The organism is uncultured Sphingomonas sp. (genome assembly GCF_902806265.1).
Classification (GTDB): Bacteria; Pseudomonadota; Alphaproteobacteria; order Sphingomonadales; family Sphingomonadaceae; genus Sphingomicrobium.
Window position 1 is genome coordinate 40,534 of record NZ_CADCVZ010000036.1, and the last position, 18,543, is coordinate 59,076.

General features: G+C 68.0%; 23 protein-coding genes and 1 tRNA gene. 14 read left to right on the plus strand and 10 right to left on the minus strand.

Features of this window, described 5'->3' with window-relative positions; translation table 11 throughout:
- Positions 1-59 precede the first annotated feature (59 nt).
- Genes QZX62_RS08135 through QZX62_RS08175 form a run of 9 tightly spaced genes read left to right on the plus strand, consistent with a single transcriptional unit; the run spans position 60 to position 6,436 of the window.
- Positions 60-782 (plus strand): response regulator transcription factor, encoded by a 723-nt coding sequence (locus QZX62_RS08135; protein ID WP_294173550.1) that lies wholly within the window; start codon positions 60-62, stop codon positions 780-782.
- Positions 751-2,346, plus strand: a complete 1,596-nt coding sequence (locus QZX62_RS08140; RefSeq protein ID WP_294173552.1) for an ATP-binding protein — start codon at positions 751-753, stop codon at positions 2,344-2,346. Before QZX62_RS08135 ends, QZX62_RS08140 begins: the two co-directional genes overlap by 32 nt.
- Entirely contained in the window at positions 2,343-2,780 is a 438-nt protein-coding gene (locus tag QZX62_RS08145) for an HPr kinase/phosphorylase (protein WP_294173553.1), read from the plus strand. The genes QZX62_RS08140 and QZX62_RS08145 overlap by 4 nt, the downstream gene beginning before the upstream one ends.
- On the plus strand, positions 2,777-3,721 hold the full coding sequence (gene rapZ / locus QZX62_RS08150; RefSeq protein WP_294173554.1) for an RNase adapter RapZ: 945 nt from the start codon (positions 2,777-2,779) through the stop codon (positions 3,719-3,721). Before QZX62_RS08145 ends, rapZ begins: the two co-directional genes overlap by 4 nt.
- Complete coding sequence (locus tag QZX62_RS08155) at positions 3,722-4,129, plus strand: PTS sugar transporter subunit IIA (protein ID WP_294173555.1); 408 nt, start codon at positions 3,722-3,724, stop codon at positions 4,127-4,129.
- Positions 4,126-4,398: an HPr family phosphocarrier protein gene (locus QZX62_RS08160; protein ID WP_294173556.1), complete on the plus strand. Its 273-nt coding sequence runs from the start codon at positions 4,126-4,128 to the stop codon at positions 4,396-4,398. Before QZX62_RS08155 ends, QZX62_RS08160 begins: the two co-directional genes overlap by 4 nt.
- Positions 4,398-5,198, plus strand: a complete 801-nt coding sequence (locus QZX62_RS08165) for an RNA methyltransferase (protein ID WP_294173557.1) — start codon at positions 4,398-4,400, stop codon at positions 5,196-5,198. The genes QZX62_RS08160 and QZX62_RS08165 overlap by 1 nt, the downstream gene beginning before the upstream one ends.
- A 39-nt stretch (positions 5,199-5,237) precedes the next feature.
- Positions 5,238-6,065 (plus strand): META domain-containing protein, encoded by an 828-nt coding sequence (locus tag QZX62_RS08170; RefSeq protein ID WP_294173559.1) that lies wholly within the window; start codon positions 5,238-5,240, stop codon positions 6,063-6,065.
- Entirely contained in the window at positions 6,062-6,436 is a 375-nt protein-coding gene (locus QZX62_RS08175) for a hypothetical protein (protein WP_294173560.1), read from the plus strand. Before QZX62_RS08170 ends, QZX62_RS08175 begins: the two co-directional genes overlap by 4 nt.
- Positions 6,437-6,442: 6 nt before the next feature.
- Here the strand turns inward: QZX62_RS08175 and rmuC are convergent, their stop codons facing one another.
- Positions 6,443-7,933, minus strand: a complete 1,491-nt coding sequence (gene rmuC / locus QZX62_RS08180; RefSeq protein ID WP_294173562.1) for a DNA recombination protein RmuC — start codon at positions 7,931-7,933, stop codon at positions 6,443-6,445.
- A gap of 103 nt (positions 7,934-8,036) precedes the next feature.
- On the opposite strand from rmuC, the gene QZX62_RS08185 reads away from it, so the two are divergent.
- Positions 8,037-8,429 carry a four-helix bundle copper-binding protein gene (locus tag QZX62_RS08185; protein WP_294173563.1) on the plus strand — a complete coding sequence of 131 codons (393 nt, stop codon included), beginning with the start codon at positions 8,037-8,039 and terminating at the stop codon, positions 8,427-8,429.
- Positions 8,430-8,432: 3 nt separating this feature from the next.
- On the opposite strand, the gene def is transcribed toward QZX62_RS08185, so the two are convergent.
- Both def and recR read right to left on the minus strand, forming a co-directional pair.
- The gene (gene def, locus QZX62_RS08190; RefSeq protein ID WP_294173564.1) at positions 8,433-8,990 is read right to left on the minus strand and encodes a peptide deformylase; all 558 of its coding nucleotides are present in this window, start codon (positions 8,988-8,990) and stop codon (positions 8,433-8,435) included.
- A 31-nt stretch (positions 8,991-9,021) separates the two neighbouring features.
- A complete protein-coding gene (recR, locus tag QZX62_RS08195) occupies positions 9,022-9,618 on the minus strand; it encodes a recombination mediator RecR (RefSeq protein ID WP_294173566.1) in 597 nt (198 codons plus the stop codon).
- 71 nt (positions 9,619-9,689) lie between these two features.
- Here recR and QZX62_RS08200 point away from each other — a divergent pair, with 71 nt between their 5' ends.
- Both QZX62_RS08200 and QZX62_RS08205 read left to right on the plus strand, forming a co-directional pair.
- Complete coding sequence (locus QZX62_RS08200) at positions 9,690-10,277, plus strand: SOS response-associated peptidase family protein (RefSeq protein WP_294173567.1); 588 nt, start codon at positions 9,690-9,692, stop codon at positions 10,275-10,277.
- Between the two features lie 52 nt (positions 10,278-10,329).
- The gene (locus QZX62_RS08205; protein WP_294173570.1) at positions 10,330-10,740 is read left to right on the plus strand and encodes a hypothetical protein; all 411 of its coding nucleotides are present in this window, start codon (positions 10,330-10,332) and stop codon (positions 10,738-10,740) included.
- 54 nt (positions 10,741-10,794) lie between these two features.
- Here the strand turns inward: QZX62_RS08205 and QZX62_RS08210 are convergent, their stop codons facing one another.
- The 7 genes from QZX62_RS08210 to phaR form a co-directional block, all read right to left on the minus strand.
- Positions 10,795-11,118, minus strand: a complete 324-nt coding sequence (locus QZX62_RS08210; RefSeq protein ID WP_294173572.1) for a hypothetical protein — start codon at positions 11,116-11,118, stop codon at positions 10,795-10,797.
- Between the two features lie 120 nt (positions 11,119-11,238).
- On the minus strand, positions 11,239-11,874 hold the full coding sequence (locus QZX62_RS08215) for a superoxide dismutase family protein (protein ID WP_294173574.1): 636 nt from the start codon (positions 11,872-11,874) through the stop codon (positions 11,239-11,241).
- Positions 11,875-11,946: 72 nt separating this feature from the next.
- A complete protein-coding gene (gene glmS, locus QZX62_RS08220) occupies positions 11,947-13,770 on the minus strand; it encodes a glutamine--fructose-6-phosphate transaminase (isomerizing) (protein WP_294173575.1) in 1,824 nt (607 codons plus the stop codon).
- A 1-nt stretch (position 13,771) separates the two neighbouring features.
- Positions 13,772-15,115: a bifunctional UDP-N-acetylglucosamine diphosphorylase/glucosamine-1-phosphate N-acetyltransferase GlmU gene (gene glmU / locus QZX62_RS08225; protein WP_294173577.1), complete on the minus strand. Its 1,344-nt coding sequence runs from the start codon at positions 15,113-15,115 to the stop codon at positions 13,772-13,774.
- 77 nt (positions 15,116-15,192) lie between these two features.
- Positions 15,193-16,098 (minus strand): hypothetical protein, encoded by a 906-nt coding sequence (locus QZX62_RS08230; RefSeq protein ID WP_294173580.1) that lies wholly within the window; start codon positions 16,096-16,098, stop codon positions 15,193-15,195.
- 345 nt (positions 16,099-16,443) lie between these two features.
- A complete protein-coding gene (locus QZX62_RS08235) occupies positions 16,444-16,866 on the minus strand; it encodes a hypothetical protein (protein WP_294173582.1) in 423 nt (140 codons plus the stop codon).
- Complete coding sequence (phaR, locus tag QZX62_RS08240; protein ID WP_294173583.1) at positions 16,866-17,390, minus strand: polyhydroxyalkanoate synthesis repressor PhaR; 525 nt, start codon at positions 17,388-17,390, stop codon at positions 16,866-16,868. Before phaR ends, QZX62_RS08235 begins: the two co-directional genes overlap by 1 nt.
- Positions 17,391-17,407: 17 nt before the next feature.
- Here phaR and QZX62_RS08245 point away from each other — a divergent pair, with 17 nt between their 5' ends.
- Both QZX62_RS08245 and QZX62_RS08250 read left to right on the plus strand, forming a co-directional pair.
- Positions 17,408-18,448, plus strand: a complete 1,041-nt coding sequence (locus QZX62_RS08245) for an alpha/beta fold hydrolase (RefSeq protein WP_294173584.1) — start codon at positions 17,408-17,410, stop codon at positions 18,446-18,448.
- Positions 18,449-18,460: 12 nt separating this feature from the next.
- Positions 18,461-18,537, plus strand: a tRNA-Arg gene (locus tag QZX62_RS08250).
- Positions 18,538-18,543: the final 6 nt, after the last annotated feature.

Sequence of the window (18,543 nt, forward strand, 5' to 3'; positions counted from 1 at the left end):
ACGGCTTGTCTCCCTCTGGTACGCCCGGTTAAAGGCGCTGAGCCGTGCAGGAGTTGTCATTGAGCCAGGTGATCGCGCTGGTCGACGACGACCGCAATATTCTCACCTCCGTGTCGATCGCGCTCCAGGACGAGGGCTTCATCACCCGCGTCTACACCGACGCCGCCAGTGCCTTGAAGGCGCTGGCCGACAACCCGGCGGAGCTTGCGGTGCTGGACATCAAGATGCCCGGCATGGACGGCATGGAGCTGCTCAGGCGCTTGCGGGAGAGCGACGGGCCCGCGGCCAGGATGCCCGCGATCTTTCTCACCTCCAAGGACGACGAGCTGGACGAAGCGCTAGGGCTGGCGATGGGCGCCGACGACTATATCGCCAAGCCGTTCAGCCAGCGCCTGCTTATTGCGCGCATCCGCGCGATCCTGCGCCGTACGGAGATGACCCGCGGCGGCCCGGACGCCCTACCCGACGACCCGAGCAGTCCGCCGATCGAGCGTGGCCGTCTGCTGATGGACCCGGCGCGCCACCGCGTTACCTGGGACGGCAGGCCCGTCACCCTGACCGTTACCGAGTTCCTGATCCTGGAAGCCCTGGCCCAGCGTCCGGGCGTGGTGAAGAGCCGCAATCAGCTGCTCGACATCGCTTACCAGGACGACGTCTACGTCGACGACCGCACGATCGACAGCCACATCAAGCGCGTCCGGCGCAAGTTCCGCAGCGTCGATCCGGAGTTCGACGCGATCGAAACCCTATATGGCGTCGGCTACCGTTTCGGCGAAGAATGACGCGGGCGACACGATCGAGCGCGATCTGGCGCTCGGCTGGTCGCGCCGCTGGTCGCTGAGGCGACGGATCCTGGCGGTGAATGTCATCACCCTGGTGGTGGTGGCGCTGGCCGTGCTGTTCCTGGACAGCTTCCGCAACCAGCTGCAGGACGAACGGGAACGCCAGGTCCAGCGCGAAGCCCATCTCGCCGCGGCTGCGCTAGGCAGCCTTCCGACCCGGAGTTGGACCGAATATTTCGGCCGCATCGGCGCGGCCAGCAACAGCCGGTACCGCTTGTATGCCCCCAGCGGCAACCTGCTGCTCGACAGCTGGCGGACGAGCGGCCCGACTTATCGGCTGCGCGATCCCAGCGAGCAGCCCTGGACCAAGGCGATCGCCCGCACCCTGGACCGCGGCTTCAACGCGGTCGTGGGCGAACGCTCCCCGCCGGACTATGAGGAACCCCCCGTGGATCGGCTCGGAGCGTGGCCGGAGGCGGTCCAGGCAGCCCGCGGTCGCCGCGCCGTTACCGCAGTGCGCAACGCGCCCGACCTCACGCCCGTGATCTCCACGGCCGTGCCGGCCACCGCGGGAGCGGTGGTGCTCGTCACCTACAACGATCGCAACTTCACCCGCACCGTGCGGGCGGAGCGACGCAAGCTCGGCCTGGGATTGCTGGTCGCGACAGTTCTCTCCGTGCTGCTGTCCCTGTTCCTGGCGCGCACCATCGCTCGGCCGTTGCGGCGCCTGGCGCTCGCCGCTCATCGCGTGCGTCAGGGCCGCGCCCGCGAGGTCAAGGTGCCCCGCCTGCCCTCCCGCCGCGACGAGATCGGCCTGCTTGCCCGCTCGGTCAGTGACATGAGCCAGGCACTGCGCCAGCGCATCGACAACATCGAAGCGTTCGCGGCGGACGTCACCCACGAGCTCAAGAACCCGCTAGCCAGCCTCCGCTCCGCCGTAGACGGGCTTGAGCGGATCGAGGATCCGGGGCTCCGTTCACAGCTGCTCGATGTGGTTCGTCAGGATGTGCTGCGTCTGGACCGGCTAATCGGCGACATCGGCGAGGCGGCAAGAACCGATGCCGAGCTGGCCCGCGCCCGCTTCGAGCCGGTCGATCTTGGCGCCTTGATCGGCCAGTTGACGAGCGGGTGGGAGCAGCAGCGGACCAAGGGTGACGTACGGCTGGCCTTTGCACGTCCGCGCGCTGGAAGTACGGTCGTGCTTGGGGAGCCCGGCCGCCTTGCCCGCGCCATCGACAACCTCGTCGACAATGCCATCAGCTTTTCTCCGCCCAGCGGGCTGGTGGAGGTCGCCGTTGCGCGGGTCGGCGACAAGGTGCGGCTGCGGATTGACGATGAAGGGCCCGGCGTGCCGGCTGAAGCGCGTGAAGCGATCTTTAACCGGTTCCATTCAGTACGGCCCGATAGCGACCAGTTCGGTCGCCATTCTGGCCTCGGCTTGGCGATCGCGCGTGCGATCGTGAAGGGCCACGACGGGGAGATAGACGTGGCCGACCGCGACGATGCGCCCTCCGGAGCGCGCTTCACCATCTGCCTTCCGGCGGCGGGAGCAGCACAAGCATGACCATCCGCCTATCGTCCGAAACCATCCATGCCACCTGCGTAGCGGTTGACGGCCGGGCGGTGCTGATCAGCGGCCCATCGGGCGCGGGCAAGTCGGACCTCGCGCTTCGCCTGATCGATCGCGGCTTTACCCTGGTCAGCGACGACCAGACGCTTGTGCGCAAGTCCGGGGAGCGGCTGCTTGCCGCCGCCCCTGCCGCCATTGCGGGAAAGCTGGAGGTTCGCGGCATCGGCATCGTGGACATGGAAACCGTTAGCGACGTTCCTATCTGCCTGATTGTGGACCTTACCAGCGACATCCGCCGCATGCCCGACGACAGCCGCGAACGCTCCGTGCTCGGCACGCCCCTTCCCTTGATCAGCGTGGACGCGACCACCGCCTCCGCCGCGGCCAAGGTCGCACTGGCGCTGGACAGGTTCGGCCGGCTCAAGTGAACTACGAAGCGCGGCCTCGTTCCGAGCGCTTGCCGCGCCTGCTGCTGGTCACCGGCATGTCGGGCGCGGGTAAGTCGACGGTACTGGACGCGCTGGAGGACATGGGCTGGGACACCGTCGACAACCTGCCATCGGCCCTCCTCCACGATTTCGTGCACGGCGCCGATCGGGCGCGGCGCGATACTCACGTCGCCGTGGGCATGGACGCGCGCAGCCGCGGCTTCGATGCGGCGGCGTTGCCCCGCCTGATTCGCTCCATTGCTGGGGTACGACCCGAGATCCTCTATCTCGACGCTGCCGGCAACGAACTCATCCGCCGCTACAATGAGACGCGCCGGCGCCACCCGCTGGCGCCTGACCGCCCGGCAGAGGACGGCATTGCCAAAGAGCGGAATCTCACCTCCGCCCTCCGCCTCGCCGCCGACTCGATCCTGGATACGACCGATCTCAAGCCCGCCGACCTGCGGGACGAGCTGCGCCGGCGCTACGGAGAGGATCGCGATGAACCGGTGATCACCATCGGCAGCTTCGGCTTCGCCCGCGGGGCCAGCCGAACCGCCGACCTGATCTTCGATCTGCGCTTCGTGCCTAACCCGCACTGGGTTGATGAACTCCGGCCGCTGACGGGCCTTGATCAGCCGGTGCAGCAGTATGTCGCCGCGCAACCGGGATGGCGCGAAACGATGGACCGGGTGGAAGAGCTTCTTGCCGACCTCATCCCGCGCTACTGGAACAGCGGAAAGAGCTACGTTGGGGTGGCCTTCGGCTGTACCGGAGGGAGACATCGCTCGGTCGCCGCTGCGGTCGAGATGGCCGAACGGTTGCGTGTTCGCGGCTTTTCGCCGAATATCCGGCACCGCGATCTTGCAACAAGCCCGAGCGATTCCATCGAGGAACCTGCCGCGCTGAGCCCAAGCGCGAGAACGACATCGGGTGACTGAATGATTGGACTAGTACTGGTGACTCATGGCCGGCTGGCGGCCGAGTTCATCATTGCGATGGAACATGTCGTCGGACCGCAAAAGGCGATCGAAGCCGTGTGCATCGGGCCGGACGACGACATGGAAGCACGCCGCACCGACATCGCGGATGCGGTCGGCCGGGTCGAGGGCGGCCAGGGCGTGATCATCCTCACCGACCTGTTCGGCGGCACCCCGTCCAACCTGGCGATCAGCCTGATGAAGAGCGAGAACGTCGAGGTCATCGCGGGCGTCAACCTGCCGATGCTGATCCGGCTGGAAGGCGCGCGCAAGGTGCTGGGCGTGCGCGCAGCGGTGGCCGCGGCGCGCGAGGCCGGCCGCAAATACATCTCGGTGGCGTCCGAAATACTGGGCGAGGCCGCCGCTTGACCGAAGTCACCCGCGAAGTCCGCATCGAGAACCGCCGCGGGCTCCATGCCCGGGCGAGTGCCAAGTTCGTCGGCCTCGCCAGCGAGCTCCCGGCCGAGATCGAGGTCGCCAAGGACGGGCATGCGGTGTGCGGCACTTCCATCATGGGCCTGATGATGCTGGGCGCCGCGCGGGGCGATACCATTCGGATCAGCGCGCGCGGAGACGGCGCGGAGGAGGCGCTGGCCCGGCTGGTCACGCTGGTCGAGGACCGGTTCGGCGAGGAGTGATGCCCCGCCAGATCACCTCTTTCTCGAACGACACCGTCAAGCAGCTGAGGTCCCTTCGCGACAAGAAGGCCAGGCGCGAACAAGGGCTGTTCCTGGCTGAAGGCCTGCGCATCGTCGCCGAAGCGCGCGACAGCGGGATGCTTCCGGAGGTACTCGCCTTTTCCGCCGTGGGCGGGCTCCATCCGCTCGCCGCCGAGATCGTCTCAGCGACCGAAGCTGCGGGCGGCGATGTGATCCAGACAACGCCCGACATCTTGGCCAAAATGAGCGGCAAGGAGAACCCGCAGGTGCTGCTCGGCGCGTACTGCCAGCCGCAGAACCGCTTGGCCGATCTCAACCGCTCGGCCGCACCCTTATGGATGGTGGCCGAGAAGCTTCGCGATCCGGGCAACATCGGCACCATCCTGCGCACGGGCGACGCCGTCGGCGCGGGCGGGCTCATCTTGATCGACAATAGCGCCGACCCCTATTCGGTCGAGGCGGTTCGCGCTTCCATGGGGGCGATCTTCACCCAGACCGTCGTGCAGGCGCGTTGGGATGAGTTCCTGCCCTGGCTGCGCGCCGGCCCTGGCCAGCTCGTCGGGACCAGCCTCAAGACCGACACGGATTACCTGTCCGCCACTTACGAGCAGCCATGCTTCCTGCTGATCGGGAACGAGCAGGCCGGACTGCCGGTAGACTATGAGGACGAGTGCGACCTGCTGGTAAAAATCCCGATGGCCGGACGCGCCGACAGCCTGAACGCCGCCGTGGCGGCCGCAGTAATGGCCTTTCAGGTCCGGGCAAGCTGGCGCAGCTAAGCTCGCAACAAGCCTGACCTTGCTGCGTTTGTTAAGCGGATGAAACGAGCTGCCCTGATGCTTCTGCTGGTTACCGCGGGCTGCAACGGCGCTCAGGACCGGCTGACCGACGAGCAGGCGATGCAGGAGGCTGCAGCCAGCAACGAAGTGCTTGCCGGCGGAAGCGAGGCATCTGCAGCCGCCGTAGCCGCTGCGGTCACGGAGCCTGGCGAGACCGTCTATAAGGCACTGGGCACCGAGCCGGGCTGGGCACTAACCGTGCGGGCGAATGCCATGCTCTTCCAGGGCAATGATGGCACGACCCGGCTCGTCGAAGCCACGCCGCCCGGCTTCGCCCCGAGGTCCGGGACCTACCGGTCCGGCCGGTTGGCGATCACCATTGCGCCCGGCCCATGCAGGGACGGCATGAGCAACCACGCTTGGCGCGACAAGGTCAGCGTGGCGCTGCCGAGCGGCCAGGCAGCGCGGGGCTGCGGTGGTGGCCTGCTCGCCGTGGACGCGGCCAGGCCGGCGGGCGCTGCGCCGGACCCGGCGGAAGGCAATTGGACGGTAACCGCGATCAACGGCGTTCCGACCGGCGGGGGTGAGAATTTCGTGCTCACCCTGATTGGCGGCGAAATCCAAGCGGCGTTCGGCTGCAACGGCCTGCAAGGCCAGGCGGCTCGGAACGGCGACCATCTTGCCGTCACCCGTCTGCTTGGCACACAGATGGCGTGCGGCGATCCTGCCGACCGCTTCGAGCGCGAGGGCAAGGCGGTGCTGAACGCCAACCCGCGGATCGAACATGCGGACGGCCGGACCCGGCTGGTCGGCGAAGCTGGCACGATCGACCTCGCGCCCCGCCAGGAGGAAGGACCAACGGCATGAAAAAGATTGCACCGCTGCTCGCCGTGCTGCTGGCCGGCTGCATAACGCCGCCGCCCCCGCCACCGCCGCCGCCGACCGGACAGCTCTATGTGGCGCTCGGCACCGAGCCGTTCTGGCGCCTGACCATGAATTCGGCGGAGATCGTTTTCACCGAAGCCAACGTGCCAGGGGTGCAGATCGCCCAGCCGACGCCGCCGCCGATCATCGGCGTCGCCGGCGAAATCTACCGGACGCCGCGGATCAGCCTCAACGTCGTCCACGGATCATGCAGCGACGGCATGAGCGGCCGCGTCTACCCGGACAAAGTGCAGCTCAGCGTCGACGGCCGCGCCTTCCAGGGTTGCGGCGGAGAGCCGACCGGTCAGCCGTAGGCGGCTTCATTCCGCCGCGATGGGTGGCAAGTCCGAGTCGGCGGGCGGAGCGAGCTTGGTCATCGGCCGCGGCAGCGCTTCGACCATCGGCGGAACCGCGATCTCCTTGGCGCTTCCTGCGCCCAGGGTCTCGAAGCGCCGGGCCTGTGTGAAGACTTGGCTCTCGAAGCTGCCGACCATCTGGTTGTAGGCGGCGTTGGCGGTTGCGAGATTCTTGCCCATGCGCGCGACATGCTCGGCCATGGTCGCCAGCCGCAGGTGGAGCTCCTTGCCCAGGCCGGCGATCTCCTCGGCCGCCTTGGCGAGCTTCTCCTGCTTCCACATGCTGGCGACCGTGCGCGCGATCGCCACCAGGTTGGTCGGTGTGGCGAGCAGAACGCGGTCCTTGTGTGCCTTTTCCCATAGGTCGGGATCCTGCTCGAGCGCCGCCGACAGGAAGTGCTCGCCCGGGATGTACATGACGACATAGTCCGCCGAGTCGCCGAACTGCGCCCAGTAATTCTTGCTGCCGAGCTGCTGAGCGTGACGGACGATGGAGGCGAGATGCGCCCGGAAGCAGGCGGTGCGCCGCTCGTCGTCGACCTCGTCGCACCCATCGAGGTAGGCGTTGAGCGAGCATTTGGCATCGACGATCAGCTTGCGCCCATCGGGCAAGTTGACCACCGCGTCCGGCCGCAACCGGCCTTCGTCAGCGTCGACCGAGACCTCCATGTGGAAGTCGATGTTCTTGACCAACCCGGCCTGCGTCAGAACGTTCTCAAGCGACTTCTCGCCCCAACGCCCGCGCTGCTTGGGCGAGGAGGTCAGCGCGGTGACCAGCCGGCGTGCTTCGTCGCGGACCTGGCCCTGTCCCGTGCGGACCAGCTCGACCGCTTCGCGCAGGCCGGCGTAGTGATCGACCCGCTCCTTTTCCACGCGCTGCAGCCCTTCCTCGTATCGCTTCAGGGTTGCCTCGACCGGTTGCAGGAGGTTCTGCAGCTTGGCGCTGCTTTCCTTGTCGGCTTTGGCCAGGCGATCGTCGGCCTTGGTCAGGAAATCCTGGTGCGCCTTCTCCAGCAGCTTGTCGCCGACCTCGCGAAATTGCGCGATCAGCCCGTCACGCGACTTCTGCAGGTCGGTCATGCGTTCGTCGAAGTTGCGCACGTCCGCCTCGAGAGCCGCCTTGCCCCGTAGCGCCTCGTCCCGCTCGGCAGTAACTGCCCGCAGCCGATCGCTCAGCTGATCCACCTGCCCGGCCCGCTCCGTCGCCGCCGCGAGCTGCTGACGAACGGCATCGCGCTCGTCCGTTACCACCCGCAGCGTCTCCTCCGTTTGCGGCAGCCGACGGGCACGCTCGGCGGCGACCGCCAGCTCCTGCTCCGCGGTTCCGCAACGGCCCCGCAGGACCTCAGCCTCCGCCCTTGCCGCGGCGGCGGGGCGTCCGCCCAGAAACCAGCCGAGCGCCAGGCCGACCAGCAGTGCGCCGACCGCCAGAACCGCCACCATCACTGCGTCCATGACTCACCCCCGACCGGAACGAAATGGGAACTTACGGCCATGTGCGGCCTTGCTCAAGCGGAACATTGCGCCCATTCTGCTGCCGCCGTGAACAGGAGAGCCCATGTCCATTCGCAAGATGATCGGCCTGCATCCGGCCAGCCGCGAACACCACAACCACGCGCTGGCCGACGCCGTGCACCACCTGATGTACTGCGCGAAGATGTGCCTGAGCTGCGCCGATGCCTGCATGGCCGAGCAGGGCCACGACATGACCCAATGCATCCGCCTGTGCCTCGACTGCTCCGACATCTGCGAGGCGACCTCCCGGCTCGGGCTGCGACGGACCGGCGACGACCAGCCGACCTTGCGCGAACTGCTCGATGTCTGCGCCCGCATGTGCGACGCCTGCGCCGCCGAGTGCGAGCGCCATGACCATGAGCATTGCCAGCTGTGCGCGCAGATCTGCCGGGAATGCGCCGCCGACTGCCGCAACGCCGCGGCTTCGATCGCCTGAGCGCTAAAGAACCGCGGCCCCGTCCCGCTCCCGGCGGGCCTTGACCACCTTCTTGACGATCATGTCGCGCTTCAGCCGGGACAGATAGTCGATGAACAGCACGCCGTTGAGGTGGTCAACCTCATGCTGCAGGCACACCGACATGAGGCCGGCGAACTCGCCTTCCTGGGCGCGGCCGTCCGCATCGGTCCAACTGAGCCGGATCGTGTCGGGACGCTCGATCTCGGCATACTGCTCGGGGATCGAGAGGCAGCCTTCGTTGTAGCTCTTGCGCGCGTCAGAGCGGTGCAGGACCTCCGGGTTGATGAAGACGTGGGGCCGCTTGACCGGCTCGCCCGGCTCCTCCCCCTCTCCAACCGGCTCGGGCTCCTGCAGGTCGATCACCAGCAGCCGCCGCGGCACCGCAACCTGCACGGCGGCAAGGCCGATGCCCGGCGCCTTGTACATCGTCTCGAACATGTCCGCGATCAGCCGCTGCAGCTCGTCGTCGACGCGTTCCACGGGCGCGGAAGGGGCGCGGAGAATCGGATCGGGAACTTCGATGATCGAAAGCAATGGCATAAGCGCCGGTTAGCTCCCGCCGGTCAGGCGATCAAGCAACCGGACGGCGGGCCCTCAGCGCCTGCGCCAGTGTGCCCTCGTCGAGATAGTCGAGCTCGCCGCCGACCGGCAGGCCGTGCGCCAGCTGGGTCAGCCGCACCGGATGCTTCTCGAGTCGCTCGGCAAGGTAGTGCGCGGTGGTCTGGCCTTCCAGCGTCGCGTTCATCGCCAATACGACCTCGTCGATGCCCCCGGCCGACACTCGGCGCAGCAAGCCGTCGATGTTGAGGTCATCGGGCCGCACGCCCTCAAGCGCCGACAGGCGACCGCCCAGCACATGGTAACGGCCAGGGAATAGCCGCGACCGGTCGAGCGCCCAAAGATCGGCCACCTCCTCAACCACGCACAGGCTGCGCTCGTCGCGACGTGCGTCGCGGCAGATGCTGCAGGGGTCTGCCGTGTCGACGTTGCCGCAGGTCGAGCAGGTGGACAGCTTCTCCGCAACGTTCTGCAGCGCCGCGAGCAGCGGCTGCAGCGCATTCTCCCGCCGTTTCATCAGGTGCAGCACCGCCCGCCGGGCCGAGCGTGGCCCGAGGCCCGGCAGCCTGGCAAGCGCGCCGGCCAGTGCTTCGATCTCCTGGGATGCCATGACAACGGAGATAGTGGGTCCGGCGGAAAACCGCGAGTGCCGGATGTCCGCGGCCGCGCTAAGCTTCGAGCGTGTGCAATCTTTACACCCAGACCAGCGCGCCCGAGGGGCTCCGGCGAATGATCGAGCAGCTTGGCATGCCCCTCGGCTTTCCCGAAGGTATCCCCAACCTCCAGCCGCGGGACGTCGCCATCACCGATCCAGGTCCCATCGTGCGGGCCGCGGGCGCTGGCGGGCGTTACGAGCTGGTCGTGCGCCGCTGGAGCTGGCCGGGTTCGGGCGGCAAGCCAGTCTACAACTTCCGCTCGGACGGACGCGAGTTCGGCTCGGGCCGGTGCCTGATCCTGACCGACGGGTTTTACGAGTTCACCGCGCCGACGGAGCCTGGGGCCAAGCGCAAGAACCGGTGGCTGTTCACCGATCCCGCCGGTGCGCCGCTGGGCATCGCCGGCCTGGTCCGCGCCGTGCCGGAGGGTGGCGAGGCGTTCACCATGCTGACCTGTCCGCCCGGTCCGGACGTTGCGCCTTACCACGGTCGGCAGGTCGCCGTGCTGCCCGCCGCCAAGTGGCAGGCGTGGCTCGATCATGACGCGCCCGCCGCCGAGCTGATCGGACCGCTTCCGCCCGGCACCCTAAGCGTGTCGGCGGCCACCCGCTGACGGGAACGCGGCCATGCCCGTGCCGTTGAGGCGGCACGCAATGGAGGATCGGATGGACTACAAGAAGCTGGGTCTGGGCCTTGGTGTGTTCAGCATCGCGGTGGGTGCGCTGGAGGTCGCGGCGCCGGGCCGGATCGCGCGTGCGCTGGGGCTCGATGAAGATGGTCCCGCCAGGAAGACGATACTTGCCTTCGGGCTGCGCGAGCTGGCGGCGGGCGCGATGCTGCTGCGCGGACCCGCAGTCTCGTTCAATGTCTGGAACCGGGTGTTCGGCGACACGCTCGATACCGGCGCTCTGCTGCTGGCGCTCGGCTCATCGCGCAAGACGGGTGCGGTCGCAGGCGCGCTGGCCTTTGTGGGCGGAGTGACGGCGCTTGACGCCTGGACCGCACGCGGCCTCGACAAGGAGACCGGGCAGGCTTTCCCGCTGACTTACGGGCAGTCGGACATGAGCAAGCGCTAACCGGCAAAGGCGTGCCCACCTGTCCTCGGACCGGTGGGCACGCTCCGCCTTGTACTAGGCCGCGGTCTTCGCGCCCATGGCTTGGGCCAAACCGCGAACCTTTTCCACGATCTTCTCGTCTTCGGCACGCTCGACGGCCTTGGCGGTGCCTTCGCCGATCTTGTCCAGCAGGTCCTTGATCTTCTGCCCGTCCGGCTGGTCGGCGCCGAGCAGCTTCTCAAGCTTCTCCAGCTCGCTGGCCAGACCCTTCGCGCCCGGGAAATCCGCCTTGCGGAGCTCCTCGACCCACTCCCCCGTGAGCTTGGCACCCTGCTTGGCCGAAGTGTTCTCGATGCCCTTCTCGAAGGCATTCTCAGTTGCGGTGAAACGTTGCGGCATGGCAGGCTCCTGTTGGATCAGTAGTGAAGCGCAACGCTTCACCACCAGCCCAATGCCGCATCGCGAAAGAGGAAGCTCGCTTCGTCGCAGAGGCCGATCGCGGCATCGGTCGGCGAACGGTCAGCTCTCCGTGCCTGCCCCACCCGCGCCAAGAACCGCGCAGGCGATCCGATCGCCGCTGTTGCCGCTGGGGTCGGTTCGGTAGTCGTCAGCCTTGGCGTGGATCATCAGCGCCGCTCCGTCCTCGTCGAGCATCGGGGTCATGCCGCCGCGCAAGGCAACGTTGCGGAGGTTTGCAGTCACGCCGCCCGAGCCGGCCTGGCCGACGGTGATGTTCTCAAGGTCGCCCGCGTGCGCGCCCTGCGGATTGGTGGTGCCATGCTGACGGTTCTCCGGGTTCCAGTGCGCCCCGGCGCTCTCGAACTTCGGACTCTCGCACTTGCCGACCGCATGCACGTGCATCCCGTAGGTACCCTGCGGCATGCCCTGCACCGCGACAGTCAGCACGGTCACTCCGCCTTCGTCGCGGGTCGACACAGTTCCGACCTGCCGCCCGTCCGCAGTGCGCAGCTCTGCGGCCTGCATCATGCCGGTGCCGGTCGTGCTCGTCCCCATCGTTTCCGCCGCGCCGTTGACCGGCACCGCCTGCGCATCATTCTCCATGTTCAGGACGTCGCGCGCGTCCTCTTCCTGCTGCGCCTGGCAAGCCGCCAGCGTCGCCGCGCAGGCCGTGATGAGAAGAAGGGGTCGGATCATCGTCAAAGCTCCCGAAGCCACATGTCGGGGGAGCAAACGAAGCGTCGTGCAGTTCGGTTCAAAGCCGGCGCATCACTCCACCGTGACACTCTTGGCGAGGTTGCGCGGCTGGTCGACGTCCGTGCCCTTGAGCACCGCCACATGGTAGGCGAGCAGCTGCACCGGGACGGCATAGACCAGCGGCGCGATCAGCGGGTGCACCTCGGGCATCTCGATGGTTGCCAGGCAGCCCTCGCCGGCCGCGGCGATGCCCTTGGCGTCGCTGATCAGCACGATCTGCCCGCCGCGGGCGCGGACCTCCTGCATGTTGCTGACCGTCTTCTCGAACAGCGGGCCGGACGGCGCCAGCACGATCACCGGCACATCCTTGTCGATCAGCGCGATCGGACCATGCTTCATCTCGCCCGCGGCATAGCCTTCGGCGTGGATGTAACTGATTTCCTTTAGCTTCAGCGCGCCTTCCAGCGCCATCGGATAATCCGGACCGCGGCCCAGATAGAGCACGTCGCGGGCGGGCACGACCAGGTGTGCCATTGCCGCGATGTCCTCGTCATGGTCGAGCGCGCGGGACAAGGCTTCGGGCGCTTCCTGCAGATGCGCCACGATTTCCCGCTCGTCCTCCGCGCTCATGCGCCCCTTGGCGCGGGCGAGGTTGGCGGCAAGCGCGGCGAGCACCGCCAATTGGCAGGTGAAGGCCTTGGTCGACGCGACTCCGATCTCCGGTCCGGCCCGCGTCGGCAACAGCAGGTCGGCTTCCCGCGCCATGGAGCTGGTCGGCACGTTCACCACCACCGCGATGGTCTGCCCTTGGCTCTTGGCGTGACGCAGCGCGGCCAGCGTGTCCGCGGTCTCCCCCGATTGCGAGATGAACAGCGCCAGCCCGCCCGGCTCCAGCACGGGGTCGCGATACCGGAACTCGCTCGCCACATCGAGGTCGACCGGCACCCGCGCGAAGCGCTCGAACCAATATTTGGCGACCATGCCCGCGTAGTAGCTGGTCCCGCAGGCGACCACCGTCACTCGGTCGATGCCGGCCAGGTCGAAGCCGAACGCGGGGATTGCTACTTCGCCCTCGAATGCGCGGACGTAGCTTTGCAGCGTTTGCGCGACCACCAGCGGCTGCTCGAAGATCTCCTTGCGCATGAAGTGCGCGTGGTTGCCCTTGTCGACGTGCTCGGCTGAGGCGCCGCTGTCGACGATCTCGCGCGTGACCGGCTGGTTGGAGCGGTCGTAGATTTGCACCCCGTCGCGGCCTGCCACGACCCAATCGCCTTCGTCGAGGTAGGCGATCCGGCGGGTCCATGGCGCAACTGCGATCGCGTCCGAGCCGAGGTAGTTCTCACCCTCGCCGTAGCCGACGGTCAGCGGCGCTCCCATGCGTGCGCCGATCACCAGATCCGGTCGGTGGCGAAACAGAAAGGCGATGGCGAAGGCCCCGTGCAGCCGCGGCAGCACCGCCGCCACCGCATTCTCGGGCGAGGCGCCGCCCTCGACCTCGCGCGCGACCAGATGTGCCACCACCTCTGTGTCGGTTTCGCTGGTGAACTGCCGGCCTTCGCCGATCAGCTCATCCCGGAGCGGCTTGAAGTTCTCGATAATGCCGTTGTGGACCAGGGCGACCGGCCCGACGATGTGCGGGTGCGCGTTGCCTTCGGTCGGGGCGCCGTGCGTCGCCCAGCGGGTATGGGCGATGCCGATGGTTCCTTCGGGCCGGTCCTCCGCCAGCTTGCCCTTGAGGTTGTCGAGCTTGCCCTCGGCCCGCTGCCGTTCGAACGCGCCCTCGGCGACCGTGCAGATCCCCGCGGAGTCATAGCCCCGATACTCCAGCCGCTTCAGCCCGTCGAACAAGCGCTGCGCCACCGCTTGCCTGCCGACGATCGCCACAATCCCGCACATGCTACTTCGCCTTTGCCCCCTGCCGCTCGCGAAACCGCGCGGCCCATCCGCCCAAGCTCTTCTGTTCGGCCCTGGTCACGCCCAGCGCATCGGCCGCGACATCTCGGGTGACCACCGATCCCGCCCCGACGATCGCCCCGTCGCCGATGTTGACCGGGGCCACCAGCGCGCTGTTCGAGCCGATGAATGCCCGCTCGCCTATCCGCGTCCGGTACTTGAAGAAGCCATCATAGTTGCAGGTGATGGTGCCCGCCCCGATGTTGGCCCCTGCTCCGATTTCCGCGTCGCCCAGGTAGCTAAGGTGATTGGCCTTGGCGCCGTCCCCGAGCCGCGCCTTCTTGACCTCCACGAAGTTGCCGACCCGTGTGCCCCGGCCGAGCTCGGCGCCGGGTCGGAGCCGGGCGAACGGCCCGACCTCCGCTTGCGCGCCGACCTTTGCGCCCTCCATGTGGCTGAAGGCGCGGATGGTCGCCCGATAGGCGATCGCCACCCCGGGGCCGAACACCACATGTGGCTCGATCGTCACGTCGCGACCCAGCTCAGTGTCGAACGAGAACCAGACGCTGTCCGGGTCGATCAGGGTCGCGCCCTCTTCCAAAGCGCGCTGGCGGCGGCGCTGCTGCCAGTCATGTTCCAGCGCGGCCAACTCGGCGCGGCTGTTGACGCCGGCGGTCTGCCAGGCGTCGGTCTCGATGGCGACCGCCCCGCGCCCTTCTTCGGTCGCGATCATCACGATGTCCGGGAGGTAATATTCGCCCGCGGCATTGGTGTTGCCGACCTGGCCGAGCCAGCGGAACAGGTCGCCGGCGCGCACCGCCATCATGCCGCTGTTGCACAGCCGTACCGCCCTCTCCGCCGGGTTGGCGTCGCGATACTCCACCATGCGTGCGATGCTGTCCTTTTCGCCGAGGATCACCCGACCGTAAGCGCCGGGATCGGCGGGGCAGCTTGCCAGCACCACCACGCCCGGCTGATCAGGCGCCTCCAACCGCTCGCGCATAGCGTCGAGCGTCTCGGCCGCAACGAACGGCGTGTCGCCGTAAAGGATGATCACCGTTCCGTCGAAGCCGCCGAGCGCGCCTTGCGCCTGCTGCACGGCGTGCCCGGTGCCCTTCTGCTCCTCCTGCACCGCGATCATGGCGTCATGCCCGGTGAGCGCGGCCTCGACCTGCTCCCGGCCCTTGCCGACAACCACGACCCGGCGCTCGGCGCCGAGCCGGTCAACGGTGTCCAGCAGATGTTCCAGCATCGGGCGCCCAGCGATTGGGTGGAGCACCTTGTGCGTGTCCGAGCGCATGCGGGTACCCTGGCCGGCCGCCAAAATGATAACGGAGAACGGATTCATGGCGCGCCCATTGGCATGGCCAACAGGCGGGCGCTAGATGGGACATGCGAGCGCCGGGTGGGCGCCCGCGCCAGCGCTCAACTGCCGGCGCCGCCCGAGTTGTCGCCGCCGGAGTTGTCGCCGCCGCCGCCCGCGTCGTCGCCCTTCTTGGGCGTGCGGCGGGTACGGGTTCCCGCCGCGGATCCCCGGCGGTCGGCAGTGCTTCCGGTCCGCGACTTGCGCGTTGAGGCACGCGACGAGGCCGTGCGCGGCCGCCCGCGGCTGGTAGTGGTGTCGGTGCCCTCGCCGCCGCTAGCTTCCTCGGACGAGCCGGACCCCTTGCGCGAACTGCCGCGGGCCTTGCTTTCGCCCGATGCCGCGCGCTTAGTGGCGGTGCGGCGGGCTGGAGACTTGCCTGCCTCCGCGGCCTCCGTGGTCTTGCGTTTCCGGCCGTTGCCGCTGCCCGAGGTGGCCCGGCTCTGGCCCCCGGCTGCACGGCGCCCGCTTGCCGCACCGCTAGCCGGGCTGCTCTCCTTCGTCTTGTTGTCCTCGCTGCCGGCATCGCCCGACAGCACGCGGTTAGCCGCGTCCGCCACCGCATCCGCGATCAGCGATCCGAGCCGCGCAACGCTGCTGGCGACGGAAGTGGCGGCGTTGCTGGCGGTGTCGGCCGCCTCCATGCCAGCGTCGCGGATCTTGCGGCGGGCGGTTGGGCTGGCGCTGATCGCCGCGGCGGCCGCGGCCAGACCTGCCGCGATCATCTCCTTGCTCATCGCCGCCTTGGCCAGCTTGTCGAGATTTTCCTTGCTGGTCAGCGCGGCAAAGGACGAGCCCTGGCCGGCAGCTCTTTGGTCCTGCTTGCGTTCGGTGCCGCTCTGTGCACCGCCATCCCGCTGGTCGCTGCCGCCGTGAACGGGAAAGTCGCTCAGGGCATCGTTGTTCTGGCTGGTGAAAGAAGCGTTGCCGCCCTGGTTGTTCGACTTGCCCGTCCTGTCCTTCGCCACCTCGGCTTCTCCCTTTGTCCGCGGGAAAGACGGTCCACGAGCGCAACGGTTCCGAGCTCCAAAAGCCGGCAAGTTTAAGGGGACCACCGCCGCGGCGATGATCCCCTCGAACATGGTCAGCGGCCGGAGTGTTCCAGCCCGGGAGACCACGGCAGGCTTTCACTGACACCTCGATTCACCCTCCGGCCACGCCGGAACGATCAAGGTGTTAAGCCCGCATCCCCCGAACGAACCTCACCGACCCCTCTGCTGAACCATGAGACATCGGATCACCTCCTTTCGCTGCGTTGAAGCTTCGGCAAGAATGCGCAGCAAACGCCGCACGTTCAAGTCTTGTAATGCACTCTACTTTCGGCAATCCTCGACAGCTCGCGCCGCTTCCGGCCAGGCCGGAACCACCAGCCGCGGAGCGCCCGCGACCTCCACCGCGAACTTGCCCCGGCTGAAGGCGATGGCATCCAGCAAGGGATCGGTCGCCGGCAGGTTGGCGATCCAAGGCAGCGTGCGATCTCCGCTGCTTGTCCGCACGACTAGGGGAGCGCCGCTGATGGCTCCTGTCCGGGTCAGGCTCACGCGCCGGCTCGCTACCGTGCAGCGGAGTGCGAACTGTGCTCCGCGGACGTCTGTGAACACCGCCTCGCTCCCGCCTGGAACCGCCCGCCAGATCCAGCTACCGCCTGCGACCGGCACTGCCCGCCAGTCCGCGACAGGCGCAACGGCGGGGGTTGCGGCCTGCAGCGCCGCGGCAATCACAATAGTTCCGATCATCACCGCCCCAGCTTGTCGACCTTGGCCCTTAGTGCATCGAGTTCGGCCCGCAGCGCCTCCACTTCGCCGCTGTCCGCCTTGCCCGCGGCCGGCTCCTGCCGCTTGCCGGCTGACGCCTTGGTGAACTCCTCGAACAAGGCCATGTTGCGCTGGGCGATGTCGGCGAACATGTTGGTGCCGAACGCTTCGCGGAATACCGTCTGGTTCTTGGCGAAGCTCGCCATCGCCCCTTCCAGATATTGCGGCACCATGCCCTGCATCGAGTTGCCGTACAGGCCGATCAGCTGCCGGAGGAAGTTCACCGGCAGCATGGTCGTGCCGCGAGCCTCCTCCTCCACGATGATCTGCGTCAGCACCTGGTGGGTGATGTCCTCGCCCGTCTTGGCGTCCACCACCTGGAAGTCGCGGCCGTCGCGGATCATCTGCGCCAGCCGGTCCAGCGTGACGTAGGCCGAACTTTCCGTGTCGTAGAGCCGCCGGTTGGCGTATTTCTTGATCGTCACCTTGGCGGTGCCCTCGGCCATGCTACGCTCCTCTTGCCGTGAGCAGACTAGCACCCCCGCTTGACGCACCGCAACATGAGCCGGCGCCCCGGCCGCTGCCGCTGTTTATGGGGCTGGTGCGGGAAGTCGCGACGCGCGATCCGCAGCTGGCAGCCAAGGCGTTACGCGGCCTGCGGGCCTACCAAGCGGCCCCGCGGTCTCCTCCCGTCGCGGACAGCGCGCAGGCTGCGCGGGGCGAGGCTCATCTGCGCCATTGCGCGGGCACCGGCCGGCCGATCGTCCTTGTCCCTTCCATCATCAATCCGCCGCACGTGCTCGACCTCGACCCTGGCACCTCGCTGGCTGCGGCATTGGGCCAAGCCGGGCGGGTAGCGCTGGTGGACTGGGGGTCGCTGGCCGGGCGAAGGCATCTCGATCTATCGGGACACGTCCGCGATCTGCTGGTCCCGCTGTTGTCGCGGAGCCTTTCCGAACCGCCACTGCTGGTCGGCTACTGCCTTGGCGGAACGCTGGCGCTTGCGGCGGCGGCCCTGACCGAGGTCGCGGGAGTTGCCACCCTTGCCGCCCCCTGGCACTTCTCCGCCTACCCCGCGGACGCACGGTCGGGCCTCGCCAGATTGTGGCAGCAGGCCCGCCCGGTTGCCGAGCAGCTCGGCGCACTGCCGATGGAGGTGCTGCAAGCCGCCTTCTGGTCGCTCGATCCCGAACGGGTGGTAGCCAAATATGCGAGTTTCGCGGACCTGGCGCCGGATAGCGCCGGGGCGCGGCGCTTCGTCCTGCTGGAAGATTGGGCCAACAGCGGCCAGCCGCTGCCGTTGCCTGCCGCACATGAGCTGATCGAGGGATTGTTTGGGCTCGACCTTCCGGGGACCGGCAAGTGGCTGGACGGCCTGCCGAGCTGCAACACCATTCACTTCACCGCTGGCAGCGACCGTATCGTGCCGCCCGCGACCGCCGCGCCGGGCGCCACGATCGCCTGTCCGGCGGGCCATGTCGGCATGGTGGCCGGCCGCAGCGCGCCACTCCATCTGCACCGTCCCTTGCGGCAGTGGCTTGCCGCACAGCCGCGCGGCGGCTAAGCGCGTGCCAACGCACCCATAGCTCAGCTGGATAGAGCGTTGCCCTCCGAAGGCAAAGGCCAGAGGTTCGAATCCTCTTGGGTGCGCCACTGCTG

Coding starts and splice junctions, on each gene's coding strand:
- QZX62_RS08175 (WP_294173560.1), top strand. CDS start 6,062: ATGAAAAAGATTGCACCGCTGCTCGCCGTGCTGCTGGCCGGCTGCATA.
- def (WP_294173564.1), bottom strand. CDS start 8,990: ATGCCATTGCTTTCGATCATCGAAGTTCCCGATCCGATTCTCCGCGCC.
- QZX62_RS08170 (WP_294173559.1), top strand. CDS start 5,238: ATGAAACGAGCTGCCCTGATGCTTCTGCTGGTTACCGCGGGCTGCAAC.
- QZX62_RS08155 (WP_294173555.1), top strand. CDS start 3,722: ATGATTGGACTAGTACTGGTGACTCATGGCCGGCTGGCGGCCGAGTTC.
- QZX62_RS08185 (WP_294173563.1), top strand. CDS start 8,037: ATGTCCATTCGCAAGATGATCGGCCTGCATCCGGCCAGCCGCGAACAC.
- QZX62_RS08235 (WP_294173582.1), bottom strand. CDS start 16,866: ATGATCGGAACTATTGTGATTGCCGCGGCGCTGCAGGCCGCAACCCCC.
- QZX62_RS08165 (WP_294173557.1), top strand. CDS start 4,398: ATGCCCCGCCAGATCACCTCTTTCTCGAACGACACCGTCAAGCAGCTG.
- glmU (WP_294173577.1), bottom strand. CDS start 15,115: ATGAATCCGTTCTCCGTTATCATTTTGGCGGCCGGCCAGGGTACCCGC.
- rmuC (WP_294173562.1), bottom strand. CDS start 7,933: ATGGACGCAGTGATGGTGGCGGTTCTGGCGGTCGGCGCACTGCTGGTC.
- QZX62_RS08210 (WP_294173572.1), bottom strand. CDS start 11,118: ATGCCGCAACGTTTCACCGCAACTGAGAATGCCTTCGAGAAGGGCATC.
- recR (WP_294173566.1), bottom strand. CDS start 9,618: ATGGCATCCCAGGAGATCGAAGCACTGGCCGGCGCGCTTGCCAGGCTG.
- QZX62_RS08145 (WP_294173553.1), top strand. CDS start 2,343: ATGACCATCCGCCTATCGTCCGAAACCATCCATGCCACCTGCGTAGCG.
- glmS (WP_294173575.1), bottom strand. CDS start 13,770: ATGTGCGGGATTGTGGCGATCGTCGGCAGGCAAGCGGTGGCGCAGCGC.
- phaR (WP_294173583.1), bottom strand. CDS start 17,390: ATGGCCGAGGGCACCGCCAAGGTGACGATCAAGAAATACGCCAACCGG.
- QZX62_RS08140 (WP_294173552.1), top strand. CDS start 751: ATGGCGTCGGCTACCGTTTCGGCGAAGAATGACGCGGGCGACACGATC.
- QZX62_RS08205 (WP_294173570.1), top strand. CDS start 10,330: ATGGACTACAAGAAGCTGGGTCTGGGCCTTGGTGTGTTCAGCATCGCG.
- QZX62_RS08215 (WP_294173574.1), bottom strand. CDS start 11,874: ATGATCCGACCCCTTCTTCTCATCACGGCCTGCGCGGCGACGCTGGCG.